Consider the following 17,868-nt stretch of genomic DNA (forward strand, 5'->3'; position numbering starts at 1 on the left):
CAAATATGATATCCACCCGAAAAACATAATAAAAAACAGGGAAAAAGTTGAATTTTTATAATTTATGGAACGTAAGCATTCAGCTATTAGCTGTCAGCTATCAACAATAATAACTTACCTTTAAGGAAGGAGTTTAAATGAATATAGAATTTAAAAATTTTGTCATAAGATTTAACTCTGACTAGATTAATACAGGGCATTGCTGAATTAAGGTATGAAAGTAGGTTTATAGGGAACAGGGAACACTTAACTGGGAACAGGGAAAAGTTAATATTAACAAGTAGTTCAAACCATCCAAAATAAAAAATCCCAAATACAAAATTATCAAATCATACCCAGAATCAGCAACGCCTAATACAGCTTTGAAACTACAGCAAAAGCAATAGCTGATAGCTAATAGCTGACGGCTGAATGCTTACTATGGAACTTACCATTTTTTTATTGTACGAATAAATCACAAATTAAGATGTAACGAACTTTTTTGAATTTGGTATTATTTTCTATTGATATAGATAACATAATACTTTCTCACTTTCCTTCTTCTTAATTATGAATAATTGCTTCTTCTTTCTTCCTTCTTACCGAATCATTAAGGTAAAAATCCTCTCCTTTAAAAGATAAACAAGCGGTCGATCTTCGGAGCTTCCCGTAGGGTGGGATGGCGAGGAGACCTCGCCATATCCAATCGACCAAGAGAGAAAAAATTTTCATGATTAGTCAATCCTCTTCTTTTCAAGGAGAGGTAATAATTAATAATTGTTGAACTCTTCCTTCTTCCTTCTTCCTTTTTCCTTCTGAAGACTTTACCTTGTCTATCCGACGGTTCCTATATCTAACTCCTGACTCGGTCCTCCTGACTCGGTTCTCCTGACTCCTTCTTCTAAAAATTTTAACAACCATTCTTTAATATAATAAGTAGCATAACAATCGTCTTGATTATAAATAATAATTGCATCTAAAAAAGAGCGATCGCCAGTTTTCAACCATTCTTCATACCAACAGACAGATTGAGCGCCATTAGCTTCGGGATTCCGCCATTCAAAACCTAACCAACGAGCAATATTTTTGAGGGAATAACTTTCTACAGGCAATATAACAGTTTGAGTAACAACTTTATGAATATCCACAAATCTTTTCAACAATGGTTTCCACAGATAATCTGGAGTGTTATAAAGTTTAGCTAATTTTTTGACAGTTTGAATTTCATATTCACAGAAGTGATAAATTGGAGCTATAGGATATTTCCAAACTAAGTTTAAAAATTGATACCAAATAAATTCTTCATCTAAGGGATTTTCGGCTAAATTAACATAGAATTTTTCTGTATTTGTGCGTTTATAAACTACTAAGACACCATGTAAATAATCTAGATTAATGTCTGGTTGAGCTTCAATATCAAAATATATTTCTACAGGAGCATTGACTAGCCTAGTTAATTTGTAATAATTAATTGGTAAAGTTTTACTATCTATTTCTTCGGTCAACTTTTCATTTCTAATAATTACTTGATTTTCCCAGACAGATTGAGCTTGCTGCACAACTTGTGTACCGACTCCATCAGCAAATTCAGGATAAACTTCTAAGTCATTAGGATTAGCAGAACTTAGGGATTCTAAAGTTGTCAAATCGAGACTTTTCAACACAGCATAACGATTAGGAGTAACCCCAGGCAAAAGAGATAAATGTTTTTGAGTTTCAGCAACAGTATGACAACTACTATACCAAGTACAAATACTACATTTTTGCCGTGTCATAAATACTTCTGGTTCTAAGCGATTTTGCAACATTGAAATTAACTCAGAAATAGTTTCCTGCATTTGCTCAATTCGCTTTTCTAAATTAACCTTATATAACCCTTTCTTTCGGAGAATCAACCAAGCAGTTTCTGGCCAAACTTCTTGAATACTTGCTAATATTTGAGCGTGGAAAGTAGCAACTATTTGATATTCTAATTTCGGACGTTTGCTTAACTTAATATCTGTGGGAATATAAACCCAATCACCAAACCGAGAATATCCAGGCTGTTTAATCAATAAAGCTGGATGACTGACCAAATTAATAGTCTGATTTTGTGAGAATGAGTTGCTTGAAGATTGCTGAATAATTAATATTCCCTGATAAATAACATCAATACCTGCTGCCATTAATACTTCTGTAGCTTTTCCTCCTGCAATTAAATCTCCACGAGGATAATCAGGCTTTTGATAAATATAATTCTTGATAATGCTCGACCTAAATTCCGAACTATCCTTAATTAATTTCAGCAGAAAATCATTAGGAGAATCTTGTTGCGTAAAATCTCCATAGGTATCTAAAAATACTTTTCTAGAACAACGTTGATAAGAAAGTAGCTGAGAGTCAGTTATAAACATTAATTATTTAGTTAGTGAGTCAACCACTTTGCGGAAGTTAAAAATCCAAAATAGCACAACTATATATATATAGTTAGTCTAGTCCACTTGTTGAATTGAGATAAAATCGAGATATAAAGACCAAACATTTCTGATTATTCCACAGTGAAATATAGACAAAATTCACTGCAACAATAACTATAAAAATGTCAAAAAAGCTACGCCAGCCATCTCCAACTAATCGCCTGACGGTACTTTATATTGCCGGGCTCAGCGTAATAGCCGGATTATTTATATTTGAACAATTTTTAGTAGAAAGATCCCTAAAATATCAGTTTACCAGTTCTCGGGTAATTAACATCGCAGGTCGTCAACGAATGCTGAGTCAAAAACTTAGCAAAGCAGCATTAGCTATCCAGTCTAGCTCCAACTCAAAAGTCAGAAAACAACGTCAACAGGAACTCGAAAATGTTGTCCAGTTGTTCCAAACCTCCCATGAGGGACTACAAAAAGGTGATTCAGACTTAGGATTACCCAGTAATAATAGTCCCACGGTAAAACAAATGTTTGCGGAGATGGACGAATATTATCAAGCAATAGTTAAAGCTGCTCGGGGTTTGCTAGTAATCATTAACTCACAGTCACCACAAGCAAATACTAGCCCTTTTGTAGAAACCATTCTCAAAAATGAGGCCCTTTTTCTTCCACGGATGAATCATATCATGTCCGGTAGCATCGTTTGTGTATAATAGAGGAGGAAGAAAAATAATTGCCCGGAGCGATATTGCTACGCAACGCTACCGCGATCGCTACTCTTCAAGCACTTGACAAATCATCAGTAGGCCACCANTTCTTTCTAGTTCATCTATACTTAGGTGTTCTTGGATACTTAAGCGTCTTGGCATAATGGCGATCGCTCCTGGGAATTATTTTTCTCCTCTTCAATTATACACAAACGATGCTACCGGACATGATATGACAGAAGATTACTTTCAGCCATTTTTTGCCAGCGTAATTCCCATCCGCGTCGGTTTTTTGAACAGAGCAACAACCAGGCAACTCCTTGCCAACCGTAACCCAGACTTCCTGCTCACCTACGAACCAGAAGCAATGGACCGCATCTACGACCTCACATTCGGACAACCCTACCTAGTACAACTACTAGGATTTTTACTCGTCCGTCGCTACAACGAGCAAACCTTTGAGCAGGGAAGACCACGAGAGTCAGTTTTTACCGTTGCAGATGTGGAAGCTATTATTCGTCAAAATGAACTATTCCAGAATGGGCGTTATTATTTCACAGGAGTTTGGGGTCAAGCGGCTCAAGATGCACCGGGACAGCAAAATATTCTTAGAGGTTTAGCTGACTATCCAGAAGGTTGTAGTCGTGCCACTATCTAGGAAATTACAGGTTTAGAAGAAAGTAAATTAAATAATGCTCTTGAAACTCTTGCTCGCCACGATGTCATTATCGAAACCGAGGGAAACTTGCGGTTTGCAGTGGAACTATTTCGGCGTTGGGTAGAGAATCAGGAGTCAGGAGGACTGAGTCAGGAGTCAGGAGTTGAGAGTCGGGAGTCGGGAGAATAGAAAGCAGGAAGAATCAGGAGATTTGCTCTGTGTAAGAGGATAGGTTTTTTGATAATTGATAATGGATAGTTGATAATTACCTCTGGTTAAAACCGCTACGGAATTGAATATAAGGAAATATCCTAGCACTTTTTTTCCCCTTAAAAGGGAAGTCTTTAAACCAGAATTATGTAATTATTAATTATTAATTATTAATTATTAAAGTCCCGTGTAATTATTTTGTCAAGAACAAAAATAGTGGGAGAATCTTGCTCCCTTGGATGTAGGGTTTGCTCAGTTACGCTACCGCTAACACACCCTACCAATAGCTTTTCCTTCTTCCTTCTTCCTTCTTTCTTCTGCAACCTAAAAATCTAAGCGATCGCTCCGCCAATATGCTCTAACTAATTTAATTTCATTATAATTATAACGTTCTTGTAAATATTCATAAATAGGTTTCAATGCTCCATCTCCTACTTCTTCTATTGCAGCAATAATTTTTTCCTGATGTTTGGGTGTTACTAATTTATCAATATCTACTGGTTGCTCTTTTTCTATTAATTCAGCTAAATGACCAGTAACAGTGCCAGAACTAATTCCTCTTTGATTAGCAATAGCATCAATACTTAATCCTTGTTTATGCAATTCTAATGTTTCTATTTGAGTAAAAGAAGGAAAATTATCTACAACTTTTGCTAGCTCTCGGATAGGTTCTGAATTAGTAGATAAACCATTCTCTGCACAATAATTTCTAATCGCTTGAATAAACTTTTTGCCATACTTATCTTGTTTGCGACTACCTACTCCAGAAATATCCATAAATTCATCCAAAGTTTGAGGTCGTTTCTGTGCCATTTGTTGTAATGTTGTATCTGGAAATACCACATAAGGAGCTACCATTTGTTCATCAGCAATTCGTTTCCGTAATGCCCGCAATTCTTCAAATAATCGTTGTTCATCTGCAGCTAAAGAAGTAGTAGTTTTTTCGATTTTACGTTTCTTTTCTATCGCAATTTCTACCTTTTTTCTTCGCCCCATTACATCCCAACTATTTTGATTAAGTTTCAACACTGAATAACCATCAGTTGTTTCATCCATTAAACCTTGATGTAAGAGAGATTTTGCTAAATGTTTCCATTCATCAACACTTCTATCTTTACCAATAGCATAAGTAGAAAGTTGGTCATGTTTTTTATCTAAAACTCTCTGACTTTTAGAACCTCTTAAAACATCAATAATATGATTCATACCAAACCGTTCTTTAGTTCTCGCCACACAGGACAAAAACTTCATTGCTTCAATAGTCCAATCTTCTATTGGCTTAGGATATTTACAATTATCACAATTTCCACAATTTTCGGGCAAATCTTCACCAAAATAGCCTAATAAAATTCGGTGGCGACAATCAGTAGCATCAGCATAATCAAGAATTCTCCTTAACTGTTGATAACCAATTCTTTGTTCTTGTTCATCAAGTTTTTGAGCGATTAAATATTCAATACTTTTTTTATCGCCATAACTAAAAAATAGAGTACATTTAGCAGGTTCACCATCTCGACCAGCTCTCCCAGTTTCCTGATAATAACTCTCAATATTTTTAGGTAGATCGTAATGAATTACAAATCTAACATCTGGCTTATTAATACCCATACCAAAAGCCACAGTTGCCACAATTACATCAATATCATCTCGGATAAATTTAGTTTGATTAATAGCTCTTTCCTCATCATCCATTCCAGCATGATAAGGTAATGCAGATACATGATTTTGTCGTAATTTATGAGCAATTTCATCAACTTTTTTTCGACTATTACAATAGACTATTCCAGAACCACCAAGTTTTCTAATTATTTGCAATGTTTCAGCAAAAGTATTTTTAGCATTAGTTTTTTGACGGACTTCATAATATAAATTTGAACGGAAAAAACTAGCAATATGAATATAAGGTTGTTGTAAATTTAATTGAGCAATAATATCTCCCCGGACTCGTTTTGTCGCCGTAGCAGTTAAAGCCATCATCGGCACATCTGGATAACTTTCTCGTAACATTTGTAACTGTCGATATTCTGGGCGAAAATCGTGACCCCATTCTGAAACACAGTGAGCTTCATCTATGGCAAAATTAGAGATACCTTGTTGAGCATTAATTAACTCTAAAAATGGTAAAAATCTCTCTGACAATAATCTCTCTGGAGCAACATATAAAAGTTTGATTTTGCCCTGCATAATATCTGTTTCTCGTTTTCGAGTTTCTGTCAGTCCAAGACTGCTATTTAAAAATGTCGCAGCAATACCATTATCTTGTAAACTTGCTACTTGGTCTTGCATCAAAGAAATGAGAGGAGATACTACTATTGTTAAGCCTGGTTTGAGTAATGCGGGTAATTGAAAACATAAAGATTTTCCCCCACCAGTAGGCATAACAATTAGCATATCTTTTTGTTGAAGTGCTGTTTCAATAATTTGTTTTTGCCCAGGGCGAAATGAATCATAACCAAAGTAATTCTTTAAATGTTTTTCTAAAGATGGTTGATTAAATTTTGTTTGATTTTGCACCGACATAGTGATAATTAATTTAAAAATTGATTCTATTGTAGGTTGGGTTAAGCGCCAGCGCAACCCAACAAATCAGTTATTAGTTATCAGTCAAAGTTTTGAACCTATAAAATCTTACTTTTGACTTTTGAATTTTGACTTTTAACTTCTGTGAATAGGTTGGGTTAAGCGCCAGCGCAACCCAACAAATCAGTTAGTAGTTATCAGTCAAAGTTTTGAACCTATAAAATCTTACTTTTGACTTTTGAATTTTGACTTTTAACTTCTGTGAATAGGTTGGGTTAAGCGCCAGCGCAACCCAACAAATCAGTTATTAGTTATCAGTCAAAGTTTTGAACCTATAAAATCTTACTTTTGACTTTTGAATTTTGACTTTTAACTTCTGTGAATAGGTTGGGTTAAGCGCCAGCGCAACCCAACAAAAAAATGTTAAATTAATTTTGCACAGGTACTTAAACTTTAAGGAAACTTCCTGGAATTTCTGCTAAAGATATTTTTCATCAATTAGTTAGAACTGCTCTTGAGAATCAGGGTTGGATAATCACTCACGACCCCTATCGTATTGATTTAGGATTTGTTTATTTTTATATTGAGTTAGGTGCATAAAAGTTAATTAGTGCAACAAAATATGGTGAAAAAATTGCTATTTAAATTAAAACTTTTTTGGCAGCTTCAACAATTTATGAGTTTCACACTGCAGTTGGAAAATTAATTAATTTTTGTATTGCTTTGGAGGAATAAGAGACAGAACGAAAATTATATTTAGTAATTCCATTAGAAATTTATATAGGAGTCGCCATTACTATATTTGACATATCAAAAGCTTAACACTCAGACAACACTAGATTTTTATTTCTTCCTTCTTCCTTCTTCCTTCTGCTATAAACGCTTTTTTAAGTATCCATTTATTCAAACTGTAATTCATTGTAACCAAATTCCATTAATTATTTATGATGTCGATAAGGAGGCGATCGCTCAATGGATAAATTAGATTTATATCGTCAATTAATTCAGGAATTACTAATAGCAAGGGCTAAGTTACGTTCTCCTAACGACCCCATCAAAAGTCAAACAATTATTGACCGCGAAGGAGACCACTATCAACTTGTTAATTTAGGATGGAAAAATAACAACACCAGAATTTATGGTTGTGCTATTCATGTCGATATTATTGATGGAAAAATCTGGGTACAACATGATGGGACTGAAGAAGCGATCGCCGACCAATTAATAGAAAAAGGAGTTCCAGCACAAGATATTGTTTTGGCCTATCATCCACCTAATCTGAGAAAATATACAGAATTTGCCCAAAATTAACTATTATTGTAAAGTGGATGATATGGCTCGCCAAGCTCGCTAAGGATTTCAATCCTTGGCTAATAGTTTAAGTCATCTTAAGATGACTCTTGAGGAGTATGCCATCTTTTTAATCAATTTGACTTTTGATTTGAAAGTTTTGAACCTATCAAATCTTACTTTTAACTTTTGACTTTTGACTTTTAACTTTTCAGGGGTTGCGAGAATTTAACCAACTCTCCAAATCTTCTAGACTGTTGAAATCTAACAAATCTTCTCCTAAACTTTCTAACTCTTCAACAGCTAAATCTTCAATTTGATTATTTATTGAAGTGGGAATATCTTTAAATCTTTTTTTCAGTAAACGCATAACAAAAGCGATCGCTTCAGATAGACGTCCTTCGACTTTTCCCCTAGCTTCTCCTTCTTGTTCTGCATAAGCTATTTGTCCTCTTTGATCCTGCAATGCTATGGCCCGACGCTCAACCATTTCTAACTCTTCTGGTGTCATATTAATTTTATTAGCAATGTTTAAAGCTTGTTCAATTTCTGCAACTACTCCCAAATTCTCTGGAATATAATCTAAGCGAGCAGCTTCTTTAAGAAAGAAAATCCACTTCTCTGTCAAAGTTTCTAACTCGGCCAAAGTTTTTTTAAACTTCGGTAACTCCACAAATATTAGCCGCAATTCTACATCGGGATATTTCCAGTTTTTATCTTCATGTTTAAACACAAAAGAATTAATTACATCTACTACTTTTTTGTCTTTAAAGAAAATAAAATCTGTAATTGTTACCGCTATTGCTGGACGTAGTAGAAGATAATCATCTCCTGTTTTTAACTGGTTGCCATAACCTTTAATTAAATTGTACATGACTCGCTTACTAAAACCAGTCATCGATGCTACTTGCATTTCAATAACTACAACCGAACCATCAAATAAAACAGCTTTTATATCTAAATAGGTATCCTTTAAACTGATTACTTGACCCTGATTAAAGGGGTTAATAATCCTTAAAGACTCAATTGTTTTTTCTCCATTATAAATTATGGCATTTAGGAAACTGATTAAAATTTCTGTGCTTTCCTCGGAACCAAATATTTTTTTAAAAGCATAATCAACCTTGGGACTAACAAAATCCATAGTGATTTTTCCCTTAAGAACATTTGAATTATTAAAAATATTATAGCAATTTCCAAAAAGCGTGAGGTACAAAATTCCTTGTCATATTTGACAATAATAATAGTTTTTGAGACACAATAATTATTATAAAATCAACAACTAAAAGTATCTATGAAACCAGAAATTATAGTTCATGTTACCCCAGACAGACAGTTAAAAATTCCTGCGGAAATTCAAAGCCAACTTACTCCAGGCGATCGCTATACAATTACAGAAGATAGCTTAGTTTTTTAGAAGATTAAAAAAGGTTTTGACTGGAATGAATGGGAGCGACGAGTTGAAGCAACTAACCCCGATCCTAATAGACATCTCCAGAAAAGAGGCAACAGGCAACAGAAAGAAATAATTGATAATTTATGGATAAGAATTGATTTGATTTTTGATTTTTGGAGATGTCTAATCAATTAATAACAGAAGAAATTTGCAAAATTGTGCGGGAAGTACGTTATCAAAACAGTTTAAAAAATGACTAAAAATTGTGAAATTGGAGTTGGCACTTGGTAACAGCTTCTCTAGCATTAGCATTAGACCAATTTAATTTATGCTAAAGTAGTTAAAGTTCAAATCACTATGTCATAAAAGATTAAATTATGAAATATTTTTGAAAAAATATTGTTTCCAAAATTCTCCAAAATGATATTGGTTGGAGAATACTTTATAATACTGTAGTTAGGGCTTCGGAATTTATTAAGTCTGAAAGGATTATTTTACAAGAACCAAACTGTAAACAGGTTGTTAATCATAAAGATGAAGTTTTATCAATATCTCCTGATTTAATCGTTAAACACGGTCCTTTTAAAGGGATGAAATATCCTGACCAGAAATCAGTTGGTAGTGCTTTAATCCCTAAAATTGTAGGTTCATATGAATCAGAACTTCATCAGATTATAGGCAAAATATGTAACACGAATTATAGTGAAATAGTTGATATAGGATGTGCAGAAGGATATTATGCAGTTGGTTTAGCAATGCGAATACCTACTGCTAGAGTCTTTGCATATGATATAAAGAGTCAAGCAATAGATTTATGTAGACAAATGGCTCAAATTAACAATGTAGCTGATAGAGTAATTACTGGATCTTTCTGTGATATAAATACCCTTAAAAGTATTCCATTTACAAAAAAAGCTCTGATTATTAGTGATTGTGAGGGCTATGAAAAACAACTATTTACGCAACAAGATGTTTCCTTCTTCGCGAACTGTGATTTATTAATTGAAATACATGATTTTATTGATCCTAGTATTTCCTCTACATTGCGAAAATGCTTTTCTGATACTCATTCGATCACTGTTATTGAAAGTATAAGCCATGTTATCAAAGCAAATTGTTCTTACTGTTATGAGGAATTACAAGATTACGGATTACTCGATCGCAGACGACTATTATCAGAAGGACGCCCAACAATTATGAAATGGTTTTATCTCAAACCAAATCTGTAACTTTTTCATCAAAAACTAATAAATTTACAAGATTTTGTTTTAATAAAATCTTACCGATAAATTGTGGGTATGTGCCTCCCCTTTTAAAGGTATAAAAAAAAGATAATTCCGTATTTCAAGCCTCCTTATTACAGAGGTACTTATAACTGATAACTGATAACTGAAATGACTAGCTAATAGCTGATAGCTGACCGCTGAATGCTTAGATGAATAAATTAAATTCAGGTAAAACATCTTCTCCAGATAAAGATATAGGTAAAGTTAATATTTCCACAGGTTTTTGAGGACGATAAATTTCTGCAGTTTTATCTTGAGGATTAATTAACCATCCTAATCTCAAACCACAATCTAAATATTCTTTCATTTTTTCTTGTAGAGGTTTTAATCTATCGCTAGAAGAGCGTAATTCAATCACAAAATCAGGGCAAATAGTTGGAAACTTTTTCCTTTCATTAGGAGTTAGAGATTCCCATTTTTCTCGTCTTACCCATGAGACATCAGGGGAGCGACTACCACCATTAGGTAAATTAAATATTGTTGAGGAGCTAAATACAAATCCTAACTGAGTTTTTCTATTCCAAATAATAACATCAGCAATTAAATTAGCTTCTTGATTACCACTTTCTCCACCTACAGGCGACATAATAATCAATTCTCCATTACGACTAAGTTCTAATGGTACGTCCGGATTAACTTGACAAAGTTGATAAAAATCTTCTTTTGTTAATGTAATTAATGGTTTTAAATCTAAAACAGTTCTCATAGTAAATTGTTATCAATTTTCTTCTATTGTAGCTTAAAAAACATAAGTCATACTTATGATACTATTTCTCTGTAATAACCAGATTTTAAATGCCAGCATTTTTAAATTCTGAATAACACTTTTCCACAAAATTTAAGTAACTATTTTGAAACACTTCCGGTGCAAATCTATAGGCGTGCTTTCTGATAATTTCTGGCTGAAAATATTCATGAGAATTTTCTAATTTTTCCACCGCCTCAACCAAAGCTTTTTCTGTTTGTTCGGGAAACAATAAACCTGTTGCTGAATCTGGATATTTTCTCATATCTAAAACTGTTTCTGTTGCTCCACCAACCCCATAAGCAATAACTGGCGTACCGCAAGCTTGTGCCTCTACTAAAGCCATCCCAAAATCTTCACAAGCAGCATAAATAAAACCTTTTGCTTCTGACATATATTGAGTAACTACTTCTTCAGGTTGCCAACCCATAATTTTCACATTAGATTTAGCAAGATGACGTAATTTATTTAATTCTTCACCACCACCAATAACTATTAATTCTCGCCCTAACTGATTAAAAGCTTTGACAATTAAAGATATTTTTTTATAACTAACCAACCTACAAACTGTCACATAAAAATCTTGTTTCTGAGATTTAAAAGGAAACTTTTCCACATTTACTGGTGGATAAATTACTTCTGCTTCGCGTCGATAACAACGCCATATTCTTCTAGCAGTATGTTGAGAATTAGCAATAAAATAATCTACTCGGTTAGCAGAAATTACATCCCATTCTCTGAGTCTATGTAAAAGATATCTGGTCAAAATTCCAGGGATACCTTTACCTAATTTACTACTATTTAGATAGTCAAAAGTTAAATCCCAAGCATAACGCATTGGGGTATGACAATAACAAATATGCAGTTGATAGGGTGTGGTAATAACTGCTTTAGCAACTGCATGAGAAGAAGATAAAATTACATCATATTCTCGTAGGTCTAATTGTTCAATTGCTATTGGTAATAGAGGTAAATATTTTTGTACTCCGTTACGAGCTAAAGGCAAATTTTGTAAAAATGTTTTGCCAATTTTTCGTTGATAAAGATAACTTTCAGGATTGCTTGACTCAAAATCAATTAAAGCATATAAATCAGCATTAATATGCTGGAGAATTTCCTTAACAACCAATTCTGAACCACCAGTTGCTTTGGGTGTTAACCATTCGTGAACAAGAGCATATTTTACTTCCACAGTAGATTTTTAAGTATTTAAGGATTGAACAATTGTAGGAATAGGGAGTAGGGAGCAGTTTAACAATTAACAATTAATAATTAATTATTAATTATTATACTAAATCCGGTGCGCGAAGGGAGATTATTGTGAAGGTAAGGCAGAAGGCAGAAGGGTTAGAATGATTTGGACAAATTAGCTTTTCATAACCGGATTTAGTATTACCTCTCCTTGTCCTTGAAAAGAAGAGGATTGACTAAAAGGAAAATTCTTTCTTATTTCTCCTTTAAAGGAGAGGCTTTAAACCTTAATTATTCGGTAAGATAAGGAGCAGGATACAGAACAAGAAAAAAATATTTATCCCGTTAACTATACAACATTAATCTAGAATTTACTGTACAATTTTTTTTGTTATTTTCTTCTTCCTTCTTCCTTATTCCTTCTTCCTTCTTCCTTATTCCTTCTTCCTTATTCCTTCTTCCTTATTCCTTATTCCTTATTCCTTATTCCTTATTCCTTATTCCTTATTCCTTCTTCCTTCCTAAAATGAAGCTAATTTATCTGCCCAACGAGTTGTTTCAGGCAACCGATATTTAGTAGTACATTTCAACACATAACTTATGGCAGTTGTTAAGCTAATTCTATGACCTGTTGAAACATAAATTGGTTTAACTCCAGTACGAGTTCTCACAACTGCACCAATAACTTCTTCTTCATCTATTATTGGTTGCCAATTACCCCTTTCTAAACCAACAGAATTATGTTGACCAATATAGTGAGATTTAGCTACACCAATACTAGGAATATTAACTAAAACTCCTAAATGACAAGCTATACCAAATCGACGGGGATGAATTAATCCTTGACCATCACAAAGCAATAATTCAGGAGTAATATTTAGCTTTTCTAAAGCATCTAAAATAGCAGGTATCTCTCGAAAAGATAATAATCCAGGAACATAAGAAAAAGAAGTAGAACGTTTAACTATAGACTGTTCTAATAATTCTAATTGTGGAAAACTTAACACTGCTACTGCTGCTTGAGTAATCTTATCTGAATCACTATAACCAACATCAATACCAGCTACATATTTAATAGTTCCAAATTGGTCTTCAGTTATTACTTGATGGCGGAGTTGTTGTTGCAGAGCGATCGCTGTTTCTACATCAGTAGGAAAAGGAAACTTTTGGTCTATTTTCATCATATTTAGTCTTTAGCAATTCAGCTAATTAAAATAATAAGTAGAACATGGTAATTTTTGAGCACTATGTATCAAATTGTCAATTAGCTCAAAAGTTTATATTCATTGCCTTTAAGAGTTTTTTGATTAAAAATGCAACGTCTTTTTTTTAGCCTGCTCTACTTAACTACTATAGACTTCTTGCAAAAGTTTTAATTAAATTAATTCAATATATGAAATCAACAATTTCATCTCCCTATTCCCCATTCCCTATTCCCTATTGCCTGACTTCTGCAAGAAGTCTTATTTAAGAAGATTTACTATCTCTTCTTCCCAATTCATAAACACCACAGATTACACAAACAATTATCCCAATACTAATTGACCAACTTTTATCTAAACCAATTTCTACACCCCAATTGCACAAACTTCCTACAATTAAAAAAGGCACAATACTAAAAATAGAAGCATAAAAAGCATTCTGAGATTCTCTTGCTTTGCGCGTCTTTTCAAATTCTTTCTCAGATGTATACAATGCTCTTTCTGCAAAATTAAACCAACGGTTAAGTTGTAACGTCACCCACTCACTCAGAGGAGAAAAACCCCAATATAAGGCCAAAGACCAGAGAGATGCACCTGCGATCGCTGTGGCATCTATGGCCAATCTAAAGGGAAAAATTTCTTCAAGTATCATTTTTTAAAATCTTATATTTTATTTATTAGGCAAAATATTAAATCCCTGAATTATAACAAATTTCAGGAATGATTATATTTTAAGTATTCAATTAAACATAAACATGAAATTAGATAATTGGTATTATCTATTGTTACTCGGTCGGAAAAATCACTTAAATTAGGATTATATCTAGAACAAGTTAATATAATTGTTAAAGAAACAGAATAATAGTTTATATCTAAAAGTTATCAGCTTTAAGACTGCTCAATCGAGCAATGAAAAAATAACTAGACAGGTAAAGTGTAGCTCTGGATTATATCTGATATGAAAGATACTTAAGAAAACAACGATTGAATAAAACATGATTACTAAATATCTCAGAACTAATACTGAGTGAACTTGAATAAATAGCCGAAGGATGATTTATGAACAAGGCAAATATATATAAATAATATCTAGAATTATATAATAATGTAATGACAAATTATGATTTTGAATCGGAATATAATTTCAAATTCATTGTTGCAGGAATTGCATCTAAAAATCGGCGAATAATTTTTTCAGGCTTGTGTTCAATACCTGGCTCAAGTTTTGCAAATAAAATATGGATTTATTGGAGAATTTATAGACAGTACTCGACCACAAATTAGGGTATTAGCTTTTTGGTCATCGGCGAATAATTTTTTCAGGCTTGTGTTCAATACCTGGCTCAAGTTTTGCAAATAAAATATGGATTTATTGGAGAATTTATAGACAGTACTCGACCACAAATTAGGGTATTAGCTTTTTGGTCAGGAGACAGGTTTATACCTAATTTTAAATATTATATAGAAGGAACTCCTTGTAGTACCATTTATGAAACAGGTCTACAAATTTATCACCATTCAATTCAACAACTATTCCCAGAATATCGAGATTTATTAACTTTGCAAGCTGAAAGTTATTTAGGGATTTATATTGTAGATAGTCATGGAAAAAATATCGGTTATATTGCTGGCTTAGATACTAAACCTTTAAAACACAATTATGAACAAAAAAAATCTATATTAAAAATATTTGCTGCTCGCTCTGTGGCTGAAATTGAGCGTAAATTAGTGGAAAAAGCTTTAAAAAAGCAAAATATTTACTTACAAGAAACTCTGGAAAAGTTTAAAAAAACTCAAGCTCAACTCATTCATGCGGAAAAAATGTCTAGTTTAGGAGAAATGCTTGCCGGAGTTGCTCATGAGATTAATAATCCTGTAACCTTTATTTTGGGTAACTTAAATCACATTGATGACTATACGAAAGATTTATTAAATTTAGCTCATATTTTGCATAGAAATTCTTCAAATTTACCTGATGAAGTTATAGACAAAATTAAAGAAATTGAATTGGATTATATTGAGGAAAACTTATCCAAGTTATTAGGTAGAATGAGAGGAGGGGCAAACCGTATTAGTAAAATTGTTAAATCATTGCAAGTTTTCTCCAGCTTAGATACAGCAAAAGTAATATCTGTAGATATTCATGTAATTATTGACAGTATATTACTAATTATTCAACCCCGTTTACAAAATCCATTGGTAAGGATTCAAGTCATTCAATATTATGGCGAGCTGCCTCTAGTTAACTGTTTTACTAACGCATTAAAGCAAGCAATAATGAATATTATTAATAATGCCATTCATGCACTAGAAATAAAATTCTATCAGAATAAATATGGAGTAGAACAACCAAAAATTTCTATCAGAACAGAAAAATTAGAAAATGATTGGCTCGGGATTTATATTTCTGATAATGGCTTAGGTATAACAGAGGAAAATTGCTCTAAAATCTCGACCCCTTTTTTACAACTAAACCAGTCAGTCAAGGCAAAGGTTTAGGACTATCAATCAGTTATCAAGTTATTGTTGAACAACATGAAGGGAGAATAAAATGTATTTCTTCTCCTGAAAAAGGAGCGGAATTTGTGATTGAAATACCAACTTGACATTTTTTGAGAAGGAAGAGGGAAGAGGGAAGAAGGAAGAAAGGAAAATCTTGTTTTGTCTGAGTTTACAGCTTTTGATATGCTCTTCACCTTTCCTGAGACTAATATATCAATAGCGTAATTACTCTTTTGATAGAAACTACTGAAAATGATTAGGTAGTAAATTGCTTATACCTCTAAATTTACTCAGCGAAAATGAGTGAGGATTTTCGATTTTATCCATTCAAACACTACATATATATAGCACTATAGTTTTTGTTCTCTATATCTAGCGTTAATCTCATAATTTCTGGAGACAAGCTCATAGATTTGCCCATAGACTAATTCTATTTGAGCCAAATGAATAAAAATGAGTGAGGATTTTCGATTTTATCCATTCAAACACTACATATATATAGCACTATAGTTTTTGTTCTCTATATCTAGCGTTAATCTCGAAATTTCTGGAGACAAGCTATATAGATTTGCCTATAGCTAACAATGCTATTTACTAATGGCAACATAGTTAAATTGATGATAAAATTCCTCAGAATCTTCAGATGTATCAAATCATCCATGGTCACAAGAAATTGAGGAGTGAATAAAAACCATGTCAAATCCAATCCCTCTTGGTTTGCCTTTGGTATCTAATCCTATAAAGCAGTATTTTAATAAATCAAAAAAAATTTTACTATTACTAGGAATCATCGGAGTTGGCTTCACCACCACAGGACTCAAACAAGAATTAGTCACAGCTCAAGAACCCACAATTAATAATCAACAAATAGCCTACGTCAATAACTGGCAAAATGCTTCCTTCCCAGTCGAAAACTTTCAAGGATATACATCTCCCTTTGGCCCTAGGGGTGGGGGATTTCATTATGGGTTAGACCTAGCAGCACCCCAAGGAAGCTATATCCGAAATTGGTGGGCAGGCAAAGTTGTAGAAGTTTGGGAAGATAGGCGATGTGGGACTGGCATTGTAATTAAGTCAGGCTATTGGGAACACGTTTACTGCCATGTTCAAGGAGGCGTAGAAACTCATGGTGGGCGTCGTTATTTAGTGGATCGTGGTGGTGGAATTATGCTACTTCAAGGTCAAGTCTTACCCGCCGGGACTCGAATAGCGAGAGTGGGAATGACTGGTCGAACCAGTGGCCCCCATCTTCATTGGGGTTTGAAATATGGGGGTCGTTGGGTAGACCCTGGTTTAATTTTACGAGAGATGTATGCTCAACAAACTAGGAGTCTATCAGGTTTACAAGGTAGATAGTTCAACAATTAATAATTATGGGGGTAGGAGACAGGAGACAGGAGACAGGAGACAGGAGAAATGGATCGGGAGCGAGGAGGTAGGGGTAAGAATTGTCAGAATGATTTTTCTCCCATAATCGTCCCAAAATACTAGCTTTTTGCAGCTCTTGCCACTGAAAAGCTGACACTTTTTTAGATAAAAAAATGCTATAACCAATATCAGTCAATGCTTTGAGATTTAATCAGCAAGCCCTAGTTAAAAAGGAAAAAAAGGCAGGAGTTCATTGACAACTTCAAATCTCGATATTCAACATCTACCACTCAAAACCTATAGCAAAGAATCGGTTGGTTAGGAGTTATCCTGATAATAAACCGGAGACAGGGAAATATTTCCCCACTGTTGCCTGTTCCCTATTCCCTATTCCCTATTCCCTGCT

General features: G+C 33.6%; 16 protein-coding genes and 1 pseudogene. 9 read left to right on the plus strand and 8 right to left on the minus strand.

What is annotated here, in order from left to right:
- Positions 1-543 precede the first annotated feature (543 nt).
- Positions 544-711 carry a hypothetical protein gene (locus F6K27_RS06935; RefSeq protein WP_287272973.1) on the minus strand — a complete coding sequence of 56 codons (168 nt, stop codon included), beginning with the start codon at positions 709-711 and terminating at the stop codon, positions 544-546.
- Positions 712-812: 101 nt separating this feature from the next.
- A complete protein-coding gene (locus F6K27_RS06940) occupies positions 813-2,372 on the minus strand; it encodes a TM0106 family RecB-like putative nuclease (RefSeq protein WP_287272975.1) in 1,560 nt (519 codons plus the stop codon).
- 185 nt (positions 2,373-2,557) lie between these two features.
- Here F6K27_RS06940 and F6K27_RS06945 point away from each other — a divergent pair, with 185 nt between their 5' ends.
- A complete protein-coding gene (locus tag F6K27_RS06945; protein WP_287272977.1) occupies positions 2,558-3,100 on the plus strand; it encodes a type IV pili methyl-accepting chemotaxis transducer N-terminal domain-containing protein in 543 nt (180 codons plus the stop codon).
- Positions 3,101-3,257: 157 nt separating this feature from the next.
- A complete protein-coding gene (locus tag F6K27_RS06950; protein ID WP_287284086.1) occupies positions 3,258-3,752 on the plus strand; it encodes a hypothetical protein in 495 nt (164 codons plus the stop codon).
- Positions 3,753-4,286: 534 nt separating this feature from the next.
- Here F6K27_RS06950 and recQ read toward each other — a convergent pair.
- A complete protein-coding gene (gene recQ / locus F6K27_RS06955) occupies positions 4,287-6,482 on the minus strand; it encodes a DNA helicase RecQ (RefSeq protein WP_287274261.1) in 2,196 nt (731 codons plus the stop codon).
- A gap of 531 nt (positions 6,483-7,013) precedes the next feature.
- On the opposite strand from recQ, the gene F6K27_RS06960 reads away from it, so the two are divergent.
- The 3 genes from F6K27_RS06960 to F6K27_RS06970 all read left to right on the plus strand — a co-directional run bounded on the left by F6K27_RS06960 (position 7,014) and on the right by F6K27_RS06970 (position 7,793).
- The gene (locus tag F6K27_RS06960) at positions 7,014-7,082 is read left to right on the plus strand and encodes a XisH family protein (RefSeq protein ID WP_240038920.1); all 69 of its coding nucleotides are present in this window, start codon (positions 7,014-7,016) and stop codon (positions 7,080-7,082) included.
- A 202-nt stretch (positions 7,083-7,284) separates the two neighbouring features.
- Positions 7,285-7,467: an element excision factor XisH family protein gene (locus F6K27_RS06965; RefSeq protein WP_287274259.1), complete on the plus strand. Its 183-nt coding sequence runs from the start codon at positions 7,285-7,287 to the stop codon at positions 7,465-7,467.
- Complete coding sequence (locus tag F6K27_RS06970; RefSeq protein WP_287274258.1) at positions 7,455-7,793, plus strand: XisI protein; 339 nt, start codon at positions 7,455-7,457, stop codon at positions 7,791-7,793. Before F6K27_RS06965 ends, F6K27_RS06970 begins: the two co-directional genes overlap by 13 nt.
- Before the next feature lie 190 nt (positions 7,794-7,983).
- Here the strand turns inward: F6K27_RS06970 and F6K27_RS06975 are convergent, their stop codons facing one another.
- On the minus strand, positions 7,984-8,916 hold the full coding sequence (locus tag F6K27_RS06975) for an Rpn family recombination-promoting nuclease/putative transposase (RefSeq protein WP_287274257.1): 933 nt from the start codon (positions 8,914-8,916) through the stop codon (positions 7,984-7,986).
- 150 nt (positions 8,917-9,066) lie between these two features.
- On the opposite strand from F6K27_RS06975, the gene F6K27_RS06980 reads away from it, so the two are divergent.
- Positions 9,067-9,189, plus strand: a complete 123-nt coding sequence (locus tag F6K27_RS06980) for a hypothetical protein (RefSeq protein WP_287274256.1) — start codon at positions 9,067-9,069, stop codon at positions 9,187-9,189.
- A gap of 569 nt (positions 9,190-9,758) precedes the next feature.
- Positions 9,759-10,397, plus strand: a complete 639-nt coding sequence (locus F6K27_RS06985; protein ID WP_287274254.1) for a methyltransferase domain-containing protein — start codon at positions 9,759-9,761, stop codon at positions 10,395-10,397.
- 202 nt (positions 10,398-10,599) lie between these two features.
- Here F6K27_RS06985 and F6K27_RS06990 read toward each other — a convergent pair whose 3' ends face one another.
- The 4 genes from F6K27_RS06990 to F6K27_RS07005 all read right to left on the minus strand — a co-directional run bounded on the left by F6K27_RS06990 (position 10,600) and on the right by F6K27_RS07005 (position 14,241).
- Positions 10,600-11,160, minus strand: coding sequence for a Uma2 family endonuclease (locus F6K27_RS06990; protein WP_287274252.1), 561 nt, complete (start codon positions 11,158-11,160; stop codon positions 10,600-10,602).
- Between the two features lie 85 nt (positions 11,161-11,245).
- Positions 11,246-12,391: a glycosyltransferase gene (locus F6K27_RS06995; protein ID WP_287274250.1), complete on the minus strand. Its 1,146-nt coding sequence runs from the start codon at positions 12,389-12,391 to the stop codon at positions 11,246-11,248.
- A 520-nt stretch (positions 12,392-12,911) separates the two neighbouring features.
- Positions 12,912-13,571 (minus strand): deoxyribonuclease V, encoded by a 660-nt coding sequence (gene nfi, locus F6K27_RS07000; RefSeq protein ID WP_287274269.1) that lies wholly within the window; start codon positions 13,569-13,571, stop codon positions 12,912-12,914.
- A gap of 286 nt (positions 13,572-13,857) precedes the next feature.
- Positions 13,858-14,241, minus strand: a complete 384-nt coding sequence (locus F6K27_RS07005) for a hypothetical protein (protein WP_124144670.1) — start codon at positions 14,239-14,241, stop codon at positions 13,858-13,860.
- A gap of 1,628 nt (positions 14,242-15,869) precedes the next feature.
- Between F6K27_RS07005 and F6K27_RS33560 the strand changes: the two are divergent.
- A pseudogene (locus F6K27_RS33560) lies at positions 15,870-16,198 on the plus strand (sensor histidine kinase).
- A gap of 589 nt (positions 16,199-16,787) precedes the next feature.
- Positions 16,788-17,450: a M23 family metallopeptidase gene (locus F6K27_RS07015; RefSeq protein ID WP_124144661.1), complete on the plus strand. Its 663-nt coding sequence runs from the start codon at positions 16,788-16,790 to the stop codon at positions 17,448-17,450.
- Positions 17,451-17,868: the final 418 nt, after the last annotated feature.

The sequence above is a fragment of the Okeania sp. SIO2F5 genome (genome assembly GCF_010692685.1).
GTDB lineage: Bacteria > Cyanobacteriota > Cyanobacteriia > Cyanobacteriales > Microcoleaceae > Okeania > Okeania hirsuta.

What these genes read in the sequence shown, in the direction of transcription:
- F6K27_RS06935 (WP_287272973.1), bottom strand. Translation starts at nt 711, where the DNA reads ATGAAAATTTTTTCTCTCTTGGTCGATTGGATATGGCGAGGTCTCCTC.
- F6K27_RS06940 (WP_287272975.1), bottom strand. Translation starts at nt 2,372, where the DNA reads ATGTTTATAACTGACTCTCAGCTACTTTCTTATCAACGTTGTTCTAGA.
- F6K27_RS06945 (WP_287272977.1), top strand. Translation starts at nt 2,558, where the DNA reads ATGTCAAAAAAGCTACGCCAGCCATCTCCAACTAATCGCCTGACGGTA.
- F6K27_RS06950 (WP_287284086.1), top strand. Translation starts at nt 3,258, where the DNA reads ATGGCGATCGCTCCTGGGAATTATTTTTCTCCTCTTCAATTATACACA.
- recQ (WP_287274261.1), bottom strand. Translation starts at nt 6,482, where the DNA reads ATGTCGGTGCAAAATCAAACAAAATTTAATCAACCATCTTTAGAAAAA.
- F6K27_RS06970 (WP_287274258.1), top strand. Translation starts at nt 7,455, where the DNA reads ATGGATAAATTAGATTTATATCGTCAATTAATTCAGGAATTACTAATA.
- F6K27_RS06975 (WP_287274257.1), bottom strand. Translation starts at nt 8,916, where the DNA reads ATGGATTTTGTTAGTCCCAAGGTTGATTATGCTTTTAAAAAAATATTT.
- F6K27_RS06980 (WP_287274256.1), top strand. Translation starts at nt 9,067, where the DNA reads ATGAAACCAGAAATTATAGTTCATGTTACCCCAGACAGACAGTTAAAA.
- F6K27_RS06985 (WP_287274254.1), top strand. Translation starts at nt 9,759, where the DNA reads ATGAAATATCCTGACCAGAAATCAGTTGGTAGTGCTTTAATCCCTAAA.
- F6K27_RS06990 (WP_287274252.1), bottom strand. Translation starts at nt 11,160, where the DNA reads ATGAGAACTGTTTTAGATTTAAAACCATTAATTACATTAACAAAAGAA.
- nfi (WP_287274269.1), bottom strand. Translation starts at nt 13,571, where the DNA reads ATGAAAATAGACCAAAAGTTTCCTTTTCCTACTGATGTAGAAACAGCG.
- F6K27_RS07015 (WP_124144661.1), top strand. Translation starts at nt 16,788, where the DNA reads ATGTCAAATCCAATCCCTCTTGGTTTGCCTTTGGTATCTAATCCTATA.